We start from the raw sequence: 18,349 nt of genomic DNA, 5'->3' as shown, positions 1-18,349 counted from the left end.
CGATGGCGCCTCCCCAACGCGACGTGGCCGAACCGACGCCACGGCGGTTCCGCAACTTTTCGCTGGGAGCGCCGCCGCTGGCGGCGCCGAAGATCGACTCTGAGGCAGCGCCACCGGTGCCGGTCCTGGACACCGACCTGGACCTCAGCCGAGTGCCTGCGGGCGACGCGCCGTTCGGGCTGCGGCTGCTGGATCCGCCGGATGTCGTGGAGACGGCGATCCGTGTCGTGGAGCGGGCTCTGAGCAGCTATCGCGGCACGCCTGCGGCGGACGGGGCGTGGCTGCACCTCCTCAGGCAGGTCGACGAACCGAGGTCCACGAGGCGCAAGGGAGCCACCCCCGAGCTCTACGAGCCTGACGTGGTGGCCGCCCTCCTCGCGCTGACCCCGGTGCGGACCACCCCCGCCGACCGCAAGCAGCAGGCGAAGGAGGACCACGACCTGACGCTCTGGCGGCGCCGTCAGGTCGTCGACCACGTCTTCGCGGAACTGCTTTCCGGCGTGCAGCAGACGACGCCGGGAGGCGGTCCCGCGGACGCCTTGCAGGAGTGGGAGACGCTCTCAGGAACGACGCAGCGCTACGTCCTCGATGGCCGCGCGGGCTACCAGGTGATCCGGGCCGACCTGCTCGCCCACTTCGGTGCCCTCGCCGACGGCAGCGCCAAGGCCATCGAACGGATCAACGCCTACTACGGCACGACGATCAAGAAACGCACGGTGCTCGGCTACCCGGACGTCCCGGTGCACCCCGACCTGGGTGCGGCGATCGACAGGGCCCTGCGAACGCTGGCCCCCGCGCGACGTGCGGCACTGGCCGCTGCGGGGATCGTGGTCAACGGCGCGAAGATCCGGCCCAACGCGAACAACAAGATGCGCCTGTCCGAGCACTCGTTCGGGTTCGCCGTGGACATCGACGCCAACACGAACCCCAACATCACGGGGTTCCCCGTCGAGTTCATCGAACAGATCACCGGCATCACCCTGCTCACGAAGGCGCGTGGCGGAACGGACGTGCAGGTCTTCGACGCGCGCGGCGTGGCGGACTGGTTCACGCAGAAGGCCCCGGCGGAGCGCGAGATCGACCGTCTGATCGCCGCCGACGCCGCGCTGGTGGAGGCGTTCTCCTCGGAGGAGCGGCTCGGAGCGGGGATGGCTGCGGTCGTCGTACGGCAGACCGGGTCGCAACCGGACCCGGCCAGGCTGCTCGCTGCGGCGCAGGACGCGGAAGAGGAGCGGCGGAGCCTCGGCCAACCCCTGCGGTGGCGCTTCGCCGATCCGACCGTCTGGCGGCGGCGGGCGGCCAAGGACGGGCCTGCCCAGGACACGCTCGCGGCCCTGGTGTTCCCGCTGCCCACGCACGGTGCCCCGCTGCCGGAGGACCCTCGGCTCGCCGTCGTGCGTAGGCCCGTCGTCGAACTGCTCGTGCAGATGGCCGGGGTCTACCGCCGGTCCTTCCTTCCGCAGCCGAAGTTGGCGAAGGCGGGCCCCGTGCCGGCCCCGCTGCGGGTCAAGCCCTCGGCCAACCCGGGTGCGGACGCGCTGCAGCAGATCGCAGGCTCCGGCTTCCTGAACCTGCCGCGGGACCTGGTGCTCGCTTTGCGCGACCCGGCAGGCGGAGACCTGAAGTGGCTCGGCAGCGCGGACCACATGGGCGATACGCGGGACTTCATGCACTTCGAGCTGAAGAAGCCACCGAGCCTGTACAGCCGGTGAGCGTGGGCCCGGCAGCGTGCGCCGCCCGCGACATCACAGCGTGCCTCCGCAGGAGGCTGCCTGGCTGAGCGCCGGTGTATCGATGACGCAAGTGGCGAGTGGCGCGGCACTCGGTCGAGCGCCGTGGCGGTGTCGTGATGCTCGCCGTCATCTCGTAGTACATCTGTAGGCCCGTTGACGGGCGAGACCGGTACAAGGCATGCCCGACACTCTGCGAACTCGAGTCTCGGAGCGGGCGGGACGGGCTCCGATGCAGTCGCGAGCGTGAGGAGATCGCGCTGCTGCGGGCCCAGCAGCTCGGGGGCCCGGTAGTTCAGCTGGCCGCCGCGGGTGGCCGCGTTGCGGCCGAGACACCGCGGTCAAGGCCCGCACCAGCGCCATGATCACCCTCAAGGCCACCCTGGTTACCGCGCTCGACGAGCTGCGCCGAGTACGAGCAGGCGTTCTACGCTGCCCAGTGGGCCGACCACGACCCGGTCAATCCCGACGCGGCGATGCGCCACGTGCTGCGGTCGCTGGCTCGGCGATGGCTCGCCGAGAATGGACAGCTCGAAGGATTTGGCGCTGGGGTGCGCAGGACTGTAGCTTACTTGAACCTTCTCCAGCCGCGCATAACGAGCTATCTCGTCAACACTTCGGCAACCGCTCCAGGGGAGCCGATTGCCCCTTCAAAGATTTGGTCCAAATCGAAGGTTCGAATAGGAGTTGACCCATACACTCCATCGAATCTTTCCTCACGATACTCGCCGCGCTTAGACTGTGTGGGCGGGTCGTCTTGTTCCTCTTTTTCCGTCGACGTCGCAGGCGGGCTCGGTTCCGAGAGCGAAAGCAGAGCATCAACCTCTGCTGTGGCCTTCTCTAACTCACGCTTCTCGCCAGGAAGAGGCACCGGCGACCACCCCGCCGTCTCGCAGAAAGTTCACGCGGCCCATCGCGGCTCACCTTCCTCGCTGCGGTTCGCCATCTACGAAGCGCTAAGTAGTGATAAGGACGCCATGATACCTGATGCACCGACAAGAAGAAACTGAATGGGCGCCGCGGTGATGACGCGCGCGACTTTCGGTTCGTTCAACCTCGGCAGGACGAAGGTCGCTACAGCAAGGACCTTAAGGACCTCCGGTCGCGGTACCGGCGGGCCTCGTTCGAAGAGGGGCGGGGCCGGCACCCATATCTCTACCGGCTGCTCATCGCGCCAATTCCACAGTATTTTACGAACTGGTTCCCCGACTCGGGGCAACCGCAACCAATCCTCCTCTCTCGCCACGCTCTTGCCCACGGTCCCGGGCCTAACCAGTTCAGCGAATCAAACTTCGCTCGAGCCCTCCTGCTCGTCACGTCGTTGCTCAGAGAGCAGCAGGAGTGGTCCGACGAGGTGCGTTCCATGCACTGGCCTGTCACCTGAGAGGGCGCGGGCCCGGGCGCAGATCAGAGCTGCGCACCGACCTGACGGGATGGGGTTGCGGCCTCCGCTCACATGCGAACTTCGGTGCCGGCAGGGAGGTGAAGAGCCTGCCTTGGTACCGCATTCGATTGTCTTCGTAGTTCAGCGCACGGGGCCCTGGATTTGCCGCAGCGGGAGTCGCTGTCTACCTGGGGTGATTCCCCTCGGCAGAGCACTTCGCATCGTTACCGAACGTGGCCCACCCCGGCTATAGAGAGCGTGCGGCGCACCCCGAGGGCCGGAAAGGGGCTGTGTCGGCGGACATAGACTCCTACCGCGGCGCGCGACAGGCTCTCGGCGTCCGCCTGAGCGCCTCCTCGCCGCAAGCAGAATCGAAGGTGATCGTTCAGCGCCTGGAGAACAAGGGGCACAGCGCTCTCGCTTTACCTGCGTAGAGGCTGGCGAGCACAGTCTGGAGGCGAATTGTGCTGACAAGCCGTCGGTCGGAGGGCGCTCTTGCCGGATCTGTTGCCTTGCGCGACGTTAAGCGGCGATGGCCGCATCTAGGAGGACGGCTGCGCCGACATGAAGTTCGCCGCGACTCACGTAGGTGTCCTTGAGGAACTGAGCCTGGCCCATGAGGTCTGCCTTCATGCGGTCGGTGAAGGTGATCTCATCGTCGAGGATGGCGGCGTAGGTGCGGCGCCAGGTGTGCGGGGTCATCCACTCGAGGCCGACTTCCTGGCGAACGGACCGCAGGGTCCGCCTGACATTCGACGGCCAGCGATAGGTGATGCGGCCGTCTCGGCCAGCAGCAGGAAACAGCGGCCAGCTGTCCTCGCCAGGCAGCGCGAGTCGCTCACGGAGGAGTTCGGCGGTGAACCGAGGGAGCGGGATGACGCGGAGGGCTGCTTCGCTCTTCCCGTCGTGGCGTACGAGGCCCTTGCCCCTCACCCATGTGACGTTGCCGGCGATGGTGACCACCGGGACCCGCAGCAGCCCGTTCTTGTTGCGGACCGGTACTCCGTCCAGGTTCACATCGAGTCGGCGGACCGCCAGTGCCTCGCCGATGCGGAGGCCTGTGCCGAGGGAGAAGCGCACCAGGTCCGGCAGCTCCGCCGCCCGAGCAACCCGCTGCAGACGCCGGACTCGATCGTCGTCCGAGCCCTGGTCGAACCAGTCAAGTAGGGCCTGGCGCTCGTCGACGGTCAAGCCCCGCGGCTTCTTCTTGGCCTGGCCCCTGGGCTGCTCGATGCGGTCGAGCTCGCGGACCGGGTTGGCCGGCAGCGCCTCGTGGAGCACCCCAATCTGGAGGACGCCGCTCACGATCGATCGCAGCGTGCGGCGGGTCGACGGCGCATAGCGCGGCTCGAGGGCCTCGAGGAAGGCATCGAGGCGCGCGACGGTGCACTCACGCAGCTGGAGCGCGCCGAGGGCGGGGAGAACTGTGCGTTCGAGGTGGTAGGTGTACAGCGCGTGCGTCGAGTCCTCGCGCTTGCGGTCCACCTTCGCGAGGTAGAGCACGGTCGCCTCGCGGAAGCGCGACGCCGGCGTCAGCACAGCGCTGTGCCCCGTCTTCCCTCGCTGTCGCTGCTGGATGAGCTCGTGCAGGGCCGCCTTCGCGGCCGTCTTCGACGCACCGTGCTTGCGGAGCCGACGGGTGACACCGTCGTGGTCGCGGAAGCGGCAGCGAGCGACCCAGGAGCCGGGCTCTTCCTCGGCGACGGAGATGGTCCCGGGGGTGCCGAGCGGGAGGGGTGGACGGGCCATGTGGAGCGCCTCCGGAGGAGTTTCCGGCCCGTAAACGGACCGTCGATCTACCGGAGGAAAGCACCGCAGGCCCGACACCTGCAACGATGGGTGCGCCGTCAGGGACTCGAACCCCGAACCCAGTGATTCCCGACGGCGAATTTTTCGGAGTCATCGACGATTCGTGTCTACCCCGGATGACCTGCGAAGACGGCTCACCGGGTCTGGCTTTAGTTGCGATCGTCAGAGGACCGTTGCCCGATGAATCTCATGGGTACCTCATGGGACGATCTTGCGCAGCCGCCAACAGCCCGCTCGGGCTGCCGTCCGACGGCCCCGTGCGGTCAGACCTCAAACGGCGCGGTCTCGTGCGCGCCGTCCAGGTGCTCGTGCCACAGGAAACGGCGGCCCGACCGCCATCGGACCCTCTCATCACCAGGGTCGTCAGTGCTCTCGATCGAGACCTCGGCGATGATTGCGGTAGAGCTAAGGGGCCAGCCGTCCGGCTGGAAGATCGGAAACGTCTCGCCGAGCTGGATCAGTCGCCAGTCGTTCCGCTGCTCGTCGTAGCGCTCCCTCTTCTTCCCGTTGTCACCAGGAGAAGCGATCGAGAAGAACTTCGGACGCACATAGAGCATCGAAGGGCCGGCCAGGTATTCAACCCTGATCTGCCAGTCTCGGCGACAGCGACCATCCCTGGTGGCGAACGTGAAGTCGAATTTTGGTGCGTGTTCAGCCGCGAACGAGCGAACGGTGATGTTTGCCTGAGTCTCAGTCGCTTGGGCGCTTGCTTCCGAGGCAGAGGCCGACGATTCAGCCGCGCGTGCGGACCGGAGACTCAGCCACGCTGCCCAGCTGGCGACTACGAGAGCGCCGCCGGCAAAGATCGCGCTCAACAGCGAGGCGATGTCTCCACCGTCCACCTGGGTCCTTTCAACTGTGGCACTCGGTTCGTTGCGGAGAAGGGGGGCCTCGATGATCCCCCGACGGACCGTACTTCATACTGCGGCCTGCTCACGGTCACGCGTCTCAGCTCGCGGCCGGCCCTCGGGGTCTCTCCCTCGGCGGCGCGGGCTCTGTCCTGCCTGGCCGCTCGCGCAGGTGCAAGCGCCCCTGTCGTCGATGACCGGCGCATGTGCTGCCGGATGGCGCTTGCGGCTGTGCGGGCGGCCTGGCAGCCCTCGGGCGCGTCGTCGTGGGTGAGGCCCCGCCTCGACCACCACCTCTGTCCCGAGCTCGTCGCATGGGTGGGCTCTCCTGAGGTCGGTGCCCTGGTCCAGGGCGGAGCGCCTGGCCGCCGGAGGCCGAGTCTCGTCTTGCTCCTGGTCGCCGCCGTGGTCCAGGTCGTCGTTGTCGCTGCCCGGTGGATGGCCGGCCCGGGGGCCGGCCGCGCGGCACGGGACGAAGTCAGGAGTGAGAGCGTGGCCGGCCCGGAAGGGCCGGCCACCGCCGGCGCGCCAGCGCCGGCCCTGACCGCTGGTGGTGCCCAGTGAGCGGGCCGGCTCTCGGTAATGGGCGAACAGGTCTTCACCGGACCAGGCAGCGCCGGGGAGCCAACGAGCGACTGACCCCGGATGAGCGGGTGGCCAAGGCCCAGCACCGACGCGAGACCCGCTGGGCGCGCCGGTCGCAGCTACGTCTGATCACCAGCTTGCGCCGGGTTCGGAACTGCGGTGCGCCACTCGACCCCGACGCCGGGGTCACGCTCGCGCTCACGACCGGGGTGGATGGCTCCCGCTCGGCGGGCTACTCAGGTCTGGCGTCGTGCGGGTCGGTGTGGGCGTGCCCGCAATGCGCGGCCAAGATCGCCACACGGCGAGCGGACGAGCTGTCGACGGTGATGCGTGCGGTTGAGGAGGCCGGCGGGTCGGCGTTCCTGCTGACTCTGACGATGCGCCACGGTCGCGGTGACCGGCTCGGGTTGACCAAGGACGAGCGCGCCCGGTTGCGGCGCCTCGAGGAGAACCGGTCGCGCTACGAGGCGGCGAACTCGAACTTGTGGGAGTTCGACGAGCGCGAGGCCGAGGCCGACGCCATCGAGGAACACACGCTTCGGCAGGCCCGCGGCTGCTGGGACGTGCTATCCGACGCGTGGGCCCGCGTCACCTCCGGCGGGGCATGGCAGGCCGATCAAGAACTGTTCGGCGGGCTGCTCGGGTGGGCACGCGTCGTGGAGGTCACCGACGGCGAGAACGGCTGGCACGTCCACATCCACGCCCTGCTCTGCTTCGGCCAGCAGGTCTCCGCCGAGCTGGTCGCCGGCTCGGTCGGTGCCCGCATGTTCTTTCGGTGGCGCGCCGCGTTGAAGCGCAAGGGCTTCCACGCCAGCGAGGAACACGGATGCGACCTGCGCCGGGTGCAGCTCGGTGACGGGGACTTGGCCGACTACTTCACCAAGATCGCCCACGAGGTCACCGGCTCGCACCGCAAAGAGGGCCGTCGCCGCGGGGGCCGCACTTCGATGCAGCTCCTCGCCGACGCCGTCGACACCTACGAGGAGTCAGCCGTGGCCCGTTGGTGGGAGTGGGAGCAGGCCAGCGAGGGCCGCCGTCAGCTCACCTGGTCCACCGGTCGGCGGGACCTCCGCAAGCTCGCCGGTCTCGGAGCCGAGGCCACAGACGAGGACATCGCGGCCGACGACCTGGACGCCGACGTCCGGCTCGGACTCAGCGTGGACGCATGGGACTACGTCGAACGCGCCCAGCTCGGGCCGGAGTTGCTGGCCGTGGCCGAGAACGGCGGCCTCGATGCCGCACGGGCCTGGCTCACGATCCGGGACCTGCGATGGCACTACACCCCAGACGAGCACCCCGCCAGGCCACGAGACCCAGTCGGCTGAACCGCGCGTGCGCGGGGCGCGCTGCCGCGAGGTGAAGGCGCGCCCAACGCGTCCGATCACAACGTCGGGCTTCTCCAGCGAAGTCGCAGTGATCGACCCGAGCAATTCAGGGCGCGCGCACGCGCTTGTAGGGAGAGTTTCGGGGATACGTAGAGCGCCCGGACTGTCACATCCCGTATGCATCGCGACCCGTGCTGACCAACAGGGGAATCAGTCGTGCCCGCGAGTCGCCCGCTTCGCCTATATCCAACACAAGCCGCCGCTTCTACGCTGTGGCACATGGGGGAACGGGGCGTGCGCGACAGCTCTCATAAGGAGGCAGGCCGAGGGGGATAACGATCTTGGGCTCGGCTCGCGCTGTCCAGCAACAATAGCGGGCCGCCACCGATGTGATCGTGACGATAAATGCGGCGATGCATGCCTAGGGATAGATAGTACCCCTACCGAAAATGAGAGCCGGAAAAGGGGAAGGACCTCACGATGACGGGACCAGATGACCAGGCCGGACCCGCCGACCAGAGTGAGCCCGAGGGCCAGGCCGCACCCGACGATCAAGGTCGTGATTTTGCGGTCCCAATGCGCCGCAGTCGTACGGCGGACCTTTACGAGCTATGGACTTTAGATATCGTGCCGTCAGTCGGCGGACGAGCGGCCAGGGCCTTCGAGACCCGGCCCAAGCAGTTCAAGAGGACACCGATCGATGTCGCAGAGACTTTGGCTAGACTCCGCTACCAGACAGGGCACAACGAAATCTATTTGAGCGAAACGCAGCGTAGGGAGCTAGTCGAGCCCCTCCTTGGCGAGTCGGACGGAACCGACCATAGCGACGAGACTTCTAAATTCCATCAGGCAGCAGCGGGGCTTCGTAGCGCTGCTGTGGATTATGTGCAGCGGAGCTTTGACACCGGAGAGCGTCAATTGAGGAACGCATTCCGGGATGCCGCAAAGACCATGTACGCATATCTGACAGTCATCGAGGGAAGCGTGACAGCCCATGCGATGGCCCGCTTGACTACTCACTTCGTTGACGTGGTGAAGGTAGCGCGGAGCGCCTCTAAGAGATCGATCTCCATCTGGCGCTCGTGACGGGCCTGTTCGATCCGTCTGTCGAATCGGTACTTGACTAGAATTGCAATCAGGGTTACAACTCCTGTTACTAACACGCCGAGAAGTGTAAACACGGCATTTGAGGAGCCTGCGTTGCTAGGCAATCTACTTTGCCCCCGTCGCGCTGTCGGCTCGGTCATGCATGAGGGGTTGGCGAGGTCTCGGCGTCAAGTTCGCCGGCCCTGACCACTGGGCAACGCGCACGAGAGGGAGACCGGGATCGTCGAAATTCTCTGCTGCTGCTGCTGCTGCGATTCTCTTACGCCTAACCGTGAGCAGCCGAAATAAGGAGAAAGAGGGGCCTCTTGAAGTTGCTGCGCCACCAATCGTCGGTCTTTAGACACTCCGGAGATGGGTGCGGTTCGCTAAGCATGGTTATCGCGAATCCTGCACTAGCTAGTGCGGACGCGTAGAACTCAAGCGGCCGGAAATTCATATGTACCTGATCCGGAGATTCGATCCCCGCCACGTTGAACGGCTGCGAGATCGTTCTCTCCGTGAAGTACGTAGTTACGGGGATTGATCCCGAGGCGTCTCGTTCCGCGTGTGCTGTGTAGAAGCACGGGTGAAGCATCAGCGCCACGAGCCTCCCGCCGGGCCGGAGAACCCGGCCCAGTTCGGCCAGTGCTCGTCCGGGGTCTGCCACATCGCTCAGGACGTGGTTGCAGACGACGAGGTCGAAACTGTCGTCTGGCTCCGTGAGGTCTTCGAGACTCGCGACCTCGTATCGGAGGCCCAGGCGTTCGGCGTCTTCGTGCGCCCTGGCGGCATCGACGAGCGAGTCGGAGATGTCCGCGCCGACGACTCGCGCGCCGCGCTCCGCGAGCAGCCGTCCCATGTAGCCCTCGCCGCAGCCAGCGTCGAGCACGTCCAAGCCGTCGCACGGACCGACGGCATCCAGTACTGCATCGTCTGTCAGCTCGGTGCGGTAGCGGTCTAGCCCCTCGCGGATGATCTTGATCCAGAAGTCGGCATTCCGCGCGTAGGTGTCGGACTCGCTACCACTGCTGGTCAAAGCCACTGCCTCCGACTGCGCTCGCCGTCCCGTCTAGCTGTCCGAGGATAGCGTCGCAGGCGGTGGCAGCCTGCGGCAGCAACACCCGCTCTCGACGGGCTCGCAGCCTCGACCGCAGGTCGTCGCGGCGGAGGCCGAACGTCTCGTCGGTAGCGATGATGGTCGGGATCGACGTCTCGGCGAGGTAGATCAGGTAAGCGTCGTTGTACTCGTCGACTTCGCGGATCACCTCGTCCGCGGTGTGCCGGAGGAGTAGCGAGCGCGGCAAAGAGAAGTCGGGCGTGGGCTTGGCGTCGTGCGTGTAGGTCGGGAACGCCCAGTCCTCCACCATCGCCAGTAGCGGGGAGGACTTCACCGATCGGCTGTAGCCGTTGGCCAGGTCGGCATCGTTGGTCGCCATGATCTGTCCGATGACCGAGCTGCGAAACGCGAGTGCGGTGTTCCGGTTCACCTCGTCCGCGTCGACACTCGCCGGCTGACCCGTGCTGCGCGAGATGTGGTGCAGGAGGTTCGCCTGCGCCACGATCGCGTGGAAGGAGTTCGAGCGGCTGCTCAGCTGATCGACCATGGCGGAGGCAGCGGCCACGAGCGGGACGGCGTCTACTAGTAGGGCGTCGCTGTCGTTCGTCCCGAACACGAACCCGAGCGCGTAGTCCTGCTCTCGGCCCCAGAAGCGGGCCAGGTGCGCGGCGGCCTGGCGGACGTCTCCATCGAGCACGCACGCTGCGGTGTCGAGGGCATTGCTGAGGTACTGCTCGGGGATACGGCGCTCCTGGACCAGCCGGCGGAACGCGGCGGTGTCGACTTCGACGTTCTGATCGCTCAGGCGGTCCGCGAGCCGGTTGCGCCGATCAGCCAACGAGTAGCCGAGGACGTACTCACCAACGCCCGGCACCACCGCCACGATCGCCTGGAGGGAGCTGCCCTTCACGCGGTCGAGCCAGTCGGGGTTGTCCCACAGCCGGCACACGGTGCTCTCGTCGAGACCCGTCAGGAATGCGACATCGGCCATTCCGAAGCCCGAGGACTCGGCGATTCGTGCGAGAGATTTCGGAGCGACAGCCATAGCCGTGACCTCGGAATTCGACGGCGAGCAACTGTCGACCACTCTAGACAAGTCAACTGTGTAGGGCAAGGGCATTTGCGTGCGCGCAAGTGGCTCCCGTCGAATCGAGTGGCGGGCGTGCAGGGAAGCGTAGATGACGGATTAAGGGCCCGCATCCCAAGCTGTTTCCGTGCCGCAATTGGCGGTGACGAGCAGAAGGGACGCGAGAGACATGTTCGAATTCAATGCCCCGATCGACACCGGGCAGATGGCGGCCATAGCTACAGGTCACGCGCAGACGATGGAGCGCTGGGAGGACGGTCCGAACGGCCGACGCTCGTCCGGTCAGCCGCTGATCGACGAGGAGACCAACGCGCCGGTCCGCATCTACGACGTGATGCTGCCGACCGGTCGGGACGGTCGCCACGAGCTCCACGGCATCCGGGTTGCCTCCCACGAGGTCCCGGCGCTGGCGCCGTACTCGGCGGTGGAGCTGCCGGGCCTGCGGGCGAAGGTCCGGCAGGCCCGCAACGGCGGCAAGGGCGTGGACGTGTCGTTCACCGCCGACGGCATCGCTCCCGCGGCCGGCTCGGCTCCGCGTCCGGCCCGCCGCTCGGCCGAGGGCGAGGCGGCGTGATGCGCTGGCAGACCCGCGGCGCGTGCCGCGACACCGACCCGGAGCTGTTCTTCCCGCCCGACGACGGCCAGGGCCTCGCCGACACCGAGGGTGTGCAGGTCCAGGTGGCCGCCGCCCGGCAGGTGTGCCGGTTCTGCCCGGTGCAGCGCGAGTGCCTGGCGTGGGCGCTGGACTCCGGGCAGGACCACGGCATCTGGGCGGCCACTACGCCCGGTGAGCGCCGGGTGATGCGCTACCTGCGCGCCCACGGCGTGCCGGACCCGGTCGCGGACGCCGAGCCGATGTGCCCGGCGTGCTCGCTGCTGTTCCCGATGCCCGCGGTCGACGGGTCGCTGTGCCCGGCCTGCACTGAGCGGGGGGCCGCGTGATGCCCGCCGTCGAGCACACCCGCCACCTCGAGCACCGGTCCGGGCGCAGCCATGGTCCCGGCGCTCACCGGCCGGGTCTTTTCGCCCGGCTGCGTGAGAAGCGGGCCCGCCGCGAGTACGAGGCCTCGGTGGTCATGTTCGCCAACTCCCTGCGCGGGGTGTTCCGCGAGGCCTGCGCCGGGATCGGGCTGTGCCAGTACGTGTCGGTGGCCTCCGGGATCACGGTGCGCACCCCGCGGGTCGGGGAGGTCCGCCTCGGGCCGCCGACCTCGCTGACCGTGGAGCTGATGGCCGGCCAGGAGCCAGGCGACTTCACCGCCAAGGACCGCGGGCCGCGACTGGCCCACACCCTGGGCGCCCACGGGCTGCGCGTCGAGCCGATCGCCGGGCGGTGGGTGCGTCTGCACCTGCTCGACCACGACCCCCTGCGCGACGGCTACGGGCTGCCCTCGCTCACCCTCGCCTCGGTCCACGACCCGGTGATCATCGGCCGGACCGAGAACGGGCTGACCCTCGGGCACGCCCTGTCCGAGGCCGGGCACCTCGGGGTGCAGGGCCAGAACGCATCCGCCACTGCGCGGTGCGCACGCCCGCCGACCTCGAGCGCGAGACCCTCTCGCCCGGCGGCTCGATCTACGGCACCTCGTCCGACGGCGCCCTCGCGGCGTTCCTGCGCCCGGCCAACCGCTCACCCGTCGACGGGCTCTACCTCGTCGGCGGCTCCGCCCACCCCGGCGGCGGCCTCCCCCTCGTCACCCTGTCCGCCGAGATCACCGCCGGGCTGATCACCTCACGTGCGTGGTCTTCTGAGCCACAGCTCAGAGGATCACGCACGTAGGCGGCGGCGGACCGTCACGACCACCTGGGCGAAGCCGACGACGGCGAGGACGGCCGCGATCGCCAGCGCGATCGTCGCCACCGGCAGGGCCGGGCTGACGAACGCCCCCACCAGCCCGAGCGCCGTGACGATCACGCGCGACGGGCGCTCCCACACGCTCACGACGCCGACGTCGGGCAGCCGCGCCGAGGCCCGCACCGACTCCTGGAGCAGCGTCAGCACCCCCACCCCGGCCGCGAGCCACCCCGGCCCACCCGCCAGCACCAGCGCCACGAGGAACGCGACGTCCCCGATCCGGTCGACCAGCGGGTCGAGCACGCGCCCCCACGCCGTCGCGGTGTCGGTGAGCACGGCCACGGCGCCGTCCAGTCCGTCGAGCAGCGCGCACACCACCGCCAGCACCGCCCCGGCCAGCAGGCCCCACCGGCCGGTGAGGACCGCGAGGGGCACCGCCACCCCGCACAGCGCCGACGCCCCCGTCAGCACCCACGGCGGCACGCGCCGGCGCGCCAGCGGCCGCACGACGACGAACACGACCCGCAGCCACGCGAGGACCAGCCCACGCGGCTCGATCCCCCCGTGCGCCGCCGACCACCGTGCAAGGAAGTCGTTCACTGCTCCCGCACGACCTCCGCCGGGTCCTTGTCGAGGCGCAGGCCCTGGTAGCGCGGGTGGCGCAGCCGACCGTCGGTGGTCCACTCGCCGAACCCGACCGCGCAGACCATCTCCGGCCGTACCCAGTGCTGCCCCTTCTCCCGCGGGGCGTCGACGAAGGGGCACTCGTCGGTCGCCAGCGGGTCGAGGCGGTCGCGCAGCATCGTCAGCGTCGCGGCGTCATAGCCGGTGCCGACCTTGCCCGCGTAGCGCAACCCGTCCACCCCGGAAGCGTGGTAGCCCACCAGCAGCGCCCCCAGCCCGCGCCGCGATCCCGAGGGATCGGTCCAGCCGCCGATGACGAACTCCTGGTCGCGGACGCACTTGAGCTTGAGCCAGTCGCGGCTGCGCCCCCCGACCACGTACGGCGCCTCGCTGCGCTTGGCGATCAGTCCCTCCCAGCCCCCGGCGCACGCCTCGGCGAGCAGGGCGGACGGGTCGCCCTCGAGGGCGGGCGAGCGGAACAGCGGCGCCGCCGCGTCGACGATCGCGTCCAGGATCCGGTGCCGCGTCGACTGCGGGAGCCGCGTGACGTCGACGTCGTCGAGCACCAGCAGGTCGAACAGGTGCGCCTGCACCTCCACCCCGGTGCGCCGCGCCCGGTTCGGGTCCTGGAGGTGCATGCGCGCCTGCAGGCTCGAGAACGTCCCGTCGGCCGCCGTGATCTCCCCGTCGAGCACGAAGCGCGCCGGCCCGTGCTCGTCGAGGGCCTCGACGATCTCGGGATAGCTCGCGTCCATCGGCTTCTGGTTGCGCGACCACAGCCGCGTCGACTGCCCGCGCTCCCGCGTCGCGATCATCCGGACACCGTCGAGCTTGCGCTCGAACACCCAGCCCGCGCCCGGCGGATGGTCCTTCGACAGCGTCGCGAGCATCGGTGCCCGGAACCCCGCGTCGTCGGCCCGACGTAGCGCACGCTGCTGCTCGGGCAGGAGATCCCACACGTCGTCCGGCACCCCGCCTTCCTACCGCCTACGGTCGCGCCATGAGCGAGCAGCGCAACGAGGCCGCGAACATCGAGCAGCGCTACGTCGCCGAGCAGAACGACGAGGAGGCGCTGGTCGAGGGTCTCGACCCCGCGAAGCCCCGCGAGCAGAAGACCACCGACGCGGTCGCCGCATCGGGCGACGACGTCGAGGAGCACGTCGACGAGATGACCGACCCCGAGCGGTGACGCCGCCGGTGTGACCCGTCGGTAACCGGCACGTGCGGAGCGTCGTGGGCTGTGCCACGATCCTCCGCCATGCGGTATCTGGTGACCGGCGGTACCGGGTTCCTGGGCCGAGCGGTCCTCACCCGTCTGCTCCAGCGCGACGACTGCGATGCGGTGTACGCGCTCGTCCGTGAGGGCTCACGTGACCGGCTGCTGCGCCGGCTCACCCACGTGGAGGGGCACGAGAAGGTCGTCCCGGTCGTCGGCGACCTGACGCGGCCGCGGCTCGGCCTGCACGACGCCGAGATCGACGGCCTGTCCGGGCGGGTCGACCACGTCCTGCACCTCGGCGCGATCTACGACATCACCGCCGACGACGACACCAACCGCGCGGCCAACGTCGACGGCACGCGCGGGGTGGTCGAGCTGGCCTCGCGCCTCGGCGTCTCCTGCCTGCACCACGTGTCCTCGGTGGCCGTCGCCGGCGAGTACGAGGGCACCTTCACCGAGGACGACCTCGACGTCGGCCAGGAGTTCGGCAACCCGTACCACGAGACGAAGTACCGGGCCGAGCGCATCGTCCGCGAGGAGTCGACGGTGCCGTGGCGCGTCTACCGACCCGCGGTGGTCGTGGGCGACTCGCAGACCGGCGATATGGACAAGATCGACGGGCCGTACTACCTGCTCACCGCGATCTCGCTGTTGGGTCGGCTACCGAGCGCCCTGCGCTTCGCCGTGCCCGAGCTCGGCGCCACCAACGTCGTCCCGGTCGACTTCGTCGCCGACGCGATGGTCCACCTCGTCCACGAGCCGGGCATGGACCACCGCGCGTTCCACCTCGTCCACCCGCGTCCGCAGCCGCTCTCCGAGGTCTACAACGCCCTCGCCGACGCGCTCGGCGCCCCGAAGCTGCAGGCCACGATGCCGACGGCCGTGGGCTCCCTCGTGAAGCGCGGGGCCGAGCAGGCCGCGCGGGTCCCCGCGCTCGCCGCCGCCCGCGACATCGCCCTCGCCGAGCTCGACATCCCGCCCGAGGTGCTCCCCCACCTGACGTTCGGCGCCACCTTCAGCAGCGACGAGACCCGCCGCGCCCTCGCGGGCACCGGCATCGCGAGCCCGGAGATCGGCGAGTACGCCCGGGTGCTCGTCGACTGGTGGCGCGAGCACCTCGACCCCAACCGCCACCGCAGGCCCCGCCCCGGCGGGCCGCTGCAGGGCCGGCGCGTGGTCATCACCGGCGCCTCCTCGGGCATCGGGCGCGAGACCGCGTTCAAGGTCGCGCGCGCCGGCGGCGTGCCGCTGCTCGTGGCGCGCCGTACCGAGGAGCTCGAGGAGGTCCGCACCGAGATCGAGCGCGACGGCGGTCAGGCCTGGGTGTACTCGTGCGACATCACCGACGGCGAGTCGGTCGACGCCCTGGTCAAGGCGATGATCAACGATCACAGCGGGCCCGACACGGGCATCGACATGCTGGTCAACAACGCCGGCCGCTCGATCCGCCGCGGCGTGCGCCTCGAGGTCGACCGCTTCCACGACTTCGAGCGCACGATGGCGATCAACTACTTCGGCGCCGTCCGGCTGACGCTCGCGCTGCTGCCGCACATGCTCGAGCGGCGGTTCGGGCACGTCGTCGACATCTCGTCGATCGGGGTGCAGACGGGCCCGCCGCGGTTCTCCGCGTACGTCGCGAGCAAGGCCGCGATGGACGCCTGGGCCGACATCGTCGCCACCGAGGTGCTCGGCGAGGGCGTCACGTTCACGACCGTGCACATGCCGCTGGTGCGCACGCCGATGATCGCCCCGACCCGCATCTACGACGCCTTCCCCACCGACTCCCCCGAGGAGGCGGCGGACAAGGTGCTGCACGCGCTCATCGACCGTCCCAAGCACGTCGGCACGCTGCTGGGGACGCTCGGCGCGGTGTCCGGAGCACTGACACCACGGTTGAAGGACGCCGTCATGCACGTCGCATATCGGGTGTTCCCCGAATCCGCCGCGGCCCGTGAGGGTAGTGAGCAGGAACGGCGTGACGACGACCGGACGCTCGACACGGGCCCGCTCTCGCGCGGCGCCCAGGCCATGGCCCGACTTCTCCCTGGAGTGCACTGGTGAAGACCCCGTTCGGCACCCCCTCCGAGCTCGCGACCGGGCTGCGGCTGCTGACGGACGCGGGCGTCATCGCCCCGGTGGCACCGCACCGGGCCGCGTTGTTCCCGACCGCGCTGTACCGCTACGGCTTCACGCCCACCACGGCGTTCGTCGTCGGCCGCTGGCGCCACCCCGACCGCGTCGCGATCGTCGACGACCGCGGGACGGTGACGTTCAAGGAGATCCACGAGCGCACCGACCGGCTCGCCCGCGCCCTCGCGGACCGCCGCGTCGGCCCCGGCAGCCGCGTCGCCGTGCTGTGCCGCAACCACCGCGGCCCCATCGAGACGATCCTCGCCGTCTCCAAGCTCGGCGCCGACGTCGTCCTGCTCAACACCGGGCTCTCGCCGTCGCAGATGAAGGCCGTCGCCGAGGAGCAGGAGATCGGCACGATCGTCGTCGACTCCGACCTCACCGACCGCCTCGACGAGGTGCCCGACACCGTGAAGCGCGTCTTCGCCTGGACCGAGGCCGCCGGGTGCTGGGGCGACGACACCCTCGAGGGCCTCATCGGCGCCGACGGCTCCAAGCCGCTGGCCACCAAGCCGCCGGTCGGCAAGACGATCGTGCTGACCTCGGGCACCACGGGCACGCCCAAGGGCGCCGAGCGGCCGTCGCCGAACGGCATCGGCGTCGTCAACGCGATCCTCTCCCGCATCCCGCTCACGGCCCGCGAGCACGCCCTGGTCTCGGCGCCGCTGTTCCACACATGGGGGTTCGCGGCGTTCCAGATCGGGTCGCTGATGGGCTCGACGCTGGTGCTGCGGCGCAAGTTCGACCCCGAGGACGCGCTGGCCCAGCTCGCCCAGCACCGCTGCACGTCGATGTTCGCGGTGCCGGTGATGCTCCAGCGCATCCTCGAGCTCGACGACGAGGTCAAGGCCCGCTACGACGTGTCGGCGCTCAAGACCGTCACCGCCACCGGCTCGGCGATGCCGCCGGCGAAGGTCACCGAGTTCCTCGAGACCTTCGGCGACAAGCTCTACATGCTCTACGGCTCCACCGAGGTGTCGTGGGCGTCGATCGCCCGCCCCGAGGAGCTGCGCTCCGAGCCCGGTACCGCCGGCCGCCCGCCCGTCGGCACCACGGTGAAGATCCTGGGTGACGACGACCAGGAGCTCCCCGCCGGCGAGACCGGCCGCATCTTCGTCGGCAACGACATGCTGTTCACCGGCTACACCGGCGGGCGCGGCGAGACCGAGGTCGTCGACGACATGCTCGGCACCGGCGACCTCGGGCACTACGACCGCCACGGCCTGCTGTTCATCTCCGGCCGCGCCGACGACATGATCGTCTCCGGGGGCGAGAACATCCACGCCGGGGAGGTCGAGGGCCTGCTGTCCGACATGGAGGGCGTCAAGGAGGCCGCGGTCGTCGGCGTCGACGACGACGAGTACGGCCAGCGCCTGGCGGCCTACCTCGTGCTCGAGTCCGGGGCGAAGGTCGACGCGGACGCCGTGCGTGACCACGTCAAGAACAACCTCGCCCGCTTCGCGACCCCCCGCGACGTCGAGTTCCTCGACGAGCTCCCGCGCAACAACACCGGCAAGGTGCTCAAGTCGGAGCTCGGGTCCTCGGACTCGTGAGGGCCTCGTGAGTGTCAGCGAAGTGCCGTCGCAGACGTTCAGTGTCCGTCACGGTACTTCGATCACTGGCCGGGGCGGCTCGCGAGCGAGCAGACGGATGCCGGGATTGGGCAGACT

General features: G+C 69.2%; 14 protein-coding genes and 1 pseudogene. 9 read left to right on the top strand and 6 right to left on the bottom strand.

The window, feature by feature from the left end; genetic code table 11:
* Window positions 1-116 precede the first annotated feature (116 nt).
* Window positions 117-1,712, top strand: a complete 1,596-nt coding sequence (locus tag PH189_RS25550) for a hypothetical protein (protein WP_274191667.1) — start codon at window positions 117-119, stop codon at window positions 1,710-1,712.
* A gap of 1,924 nt (window positions 1,713-3,636) precedes the next feature.
* Here the strand turns inward: PH189_RS25550 and PH189_RS25545 are convergent.
* Together PH189_RS25545 and PH189_RS25540 are read right to left on the bottom strand one after the other, a co-directional pair.
* Entirely contained in the window at window positions 3,637-4,863 is a 1,227-nt protein-coding gene (locus PH189_RS25545; protein ID WP_274191666.1) for a tyrosine-type recombinase/integrase, read from the bottom strand.
* 323 nt (window positions 4,864-5,186) lie between these two features.
* A complete protein-coding gene (locus PH189_RS25540; RefSeq protein WP_274191665.1) occupies window positions 5,187-5,765 on the bottom strand; it encodes a hypothetical protein in 579 nt (192 codons plus the stop codon).
* A 914-nt stretch (window positions 5,766-6,679) separates the two neighbouring features.
* On the opposite strand from PH189_RS25540, the gene PH189_RS25535 reads away from it, so the two are divergent.
* Window positions 6,680-7,681, top strand: a complete 1,002-nt coding sequence (locus PH189_RS25535) for a hypothetical protein (protein WP_274191664.1) — start codon at window positions 6,680-6,682, stop codon at window positions 7,679-7,681.
* Between the two features lie 480 nt (window positions 7,682-8,161).
* Window positions 8,162-8,767, top strand: a complete 606-nt coding sequence (locus PH189_RS25530) for a hypothetical protein (protein WP_274191663.1) — start codon at window positions 8,162-8,164, stop codon at window positions 8,765-8,767.
* Window positions 8,768-9,053: 286 nt separating this feature from the next.
* On the opposite strand, the gene PH189_RS25525 is transcribed toward PH189_RS25530, so the two are convergent.
* Both PH189_RS25525 and PH189_RS25520 read right to left on the bottom strand, forming a co-directional pair.
* Window positions 9,054-9,809 (bottom strand): class I SAM-dependent methyltransferase, encoded by a 756-nt coding sequence (locus tag PH189_RS25525; RefSeq protein ID WP_274191662.1) that lies wholly within the window; start codon window positions 9,807-9,809, stop codon window positions 9,054-9,056.
* On the bottom strand, window positions 9,787-10,869 hold the full coding sequence (locus PH189_RS25520) for a hypothetical protein (protein WP_274191661.1): 1,083 nt from the start codon (window positions 10,867-10,869) through the stop codon (window positions 9,787-9,789). The genes PH189_RS25525 and PH189_RS25520 overlap by 23 nt, the downstream gene beginning before the upstream one ends.
* Before the next feature lie 211 nt (window positions 10,870-11,080).
* Between PH189_RS25520 and PH189_RS25515 the strand changes: the two genes are divergently transcribed.
* From PH189_RS25515 to PH189_RS25505, 3 genes and pseudogenes are all read left to right on the top strand, one after another.
* The gene (locus PH189_RS25515; RefSeq protein ID WP_274191660.1) at window positions 11,081-11,485 is read left to right on the top strand and encodes a hypothetical protein; all 405 of its coding nucleotides are present in this window, start codon (window positions 11,081-11,083) and stop codon (window positions 11,483-11,485) included.
* Window positions 11,485-11,730: pseudogene (locus PH189_RS25510) on the top strand (WhiB family transcriptional regulator); the annotation flags it as partial. The gene PH189_RS25515 and the pseudogene PH189_RS25510, both read left to right, overlap by 1 nt.
* Before the next feature lie 122 nt (window positions 11,731-11,852).
* Window positions 11,853-12,638, top strand: a complete 786-nt coding sequence (locus PH189_RS25505) for a hypothetical protein (RefSeq protein ID WP_274191659.1) — start codon at window positions 11,853-11,855, stop codon at window positions 12,636-12,638.
* A gap of 41 nt (window positions 12,639-12,679) precedes the next feature.
* On the opposite strand, the gene PH189_RS25500 is transcribed toward PH189_RS25505, so the two are convergent.
* The gene (locus tag PH189_RS25500; protein WP_274191658.1) at window positions 12,680-13,306 is read right to left on the bottom strand and encodes a CDP-alcohol phosphatidyltransferase family protein; all 627 of its coding nucleotides are present in this window, start codon (window positions 13,304-13,306) and stop codon (window positions 12,680-12,682) included.
* Window positions 13,303-14,301, bottom strand: a complete 999-nt coding sequence (ligD, locus tag PH189_RS25495; RefSeq protein WP_274191657.1) for a non-homologous end-joining DNA ligase — start codon at window positions 14,299-14,301, stop codon at window positions 13,303-13,305. The genes PH189_RS25500 and ligD overlap by 4 nt, the downstream gene beginning before the upstream one ends.
* A 29-nt stretch (window positions 14,302-14,330) precedes the next feature.
* On the opposite strand from ligD, the gene PH189_RS25490 reads away from it, so the two are divergent.
* From PH189_RS25490 to PH189_RS25480, 3 genes are all read left to right on the top strand, one after another.
* Window positions 14,331-14,519, top strand: a complete 189-nt coding sequence (locus PH189_RS25490; RefSeq protein WP_274191656.1) for a hypothetical protein — start codon at window positions 14,331-14,333, stop codon at window positions 14,517-14,519.
* A gap of 69 nt (window positions 14,520-14,588) precedes the next feature.
* Entirely contained in the window at window positions 14,589-16,610 is a 2,022-nt protein-coding gene (locus tag PH189_RS25485) for an SDR family oxidoreductase (protein ID WP_274191655.1), read from the top strand.
* Window positions 16,607-18,232, top strand: a complete 1,626-nt coding sequence (locus tag PH189_RS25480; RefSeq protein ID WP_274191654.1) for an AMP-binding protein — start codon at window positions 16,607-16,609, stop codon at window positions 18,230-18,232. Before PH189_RS25485 ends, PH189_RS25480 begins: the two co-directional genes overlap by 4 nt.
* Window positions 18,233-18,349: the final 117 nt, after the last annotated feature.

This window comes from Actinomycetospora chibensis, assembly GCF_028737215.1.
Taxonomy (GTDB): domain Bacteria; phylum Actinomycetota; class Actinomycetes; order Mycobacteriales; family Pseudonocardiaceae; genus Actinomycetospora; species Actinomycetospora chibensis.
This window is presented reverse-complemented; position numbering and strand designations above follow the sequence as displayed.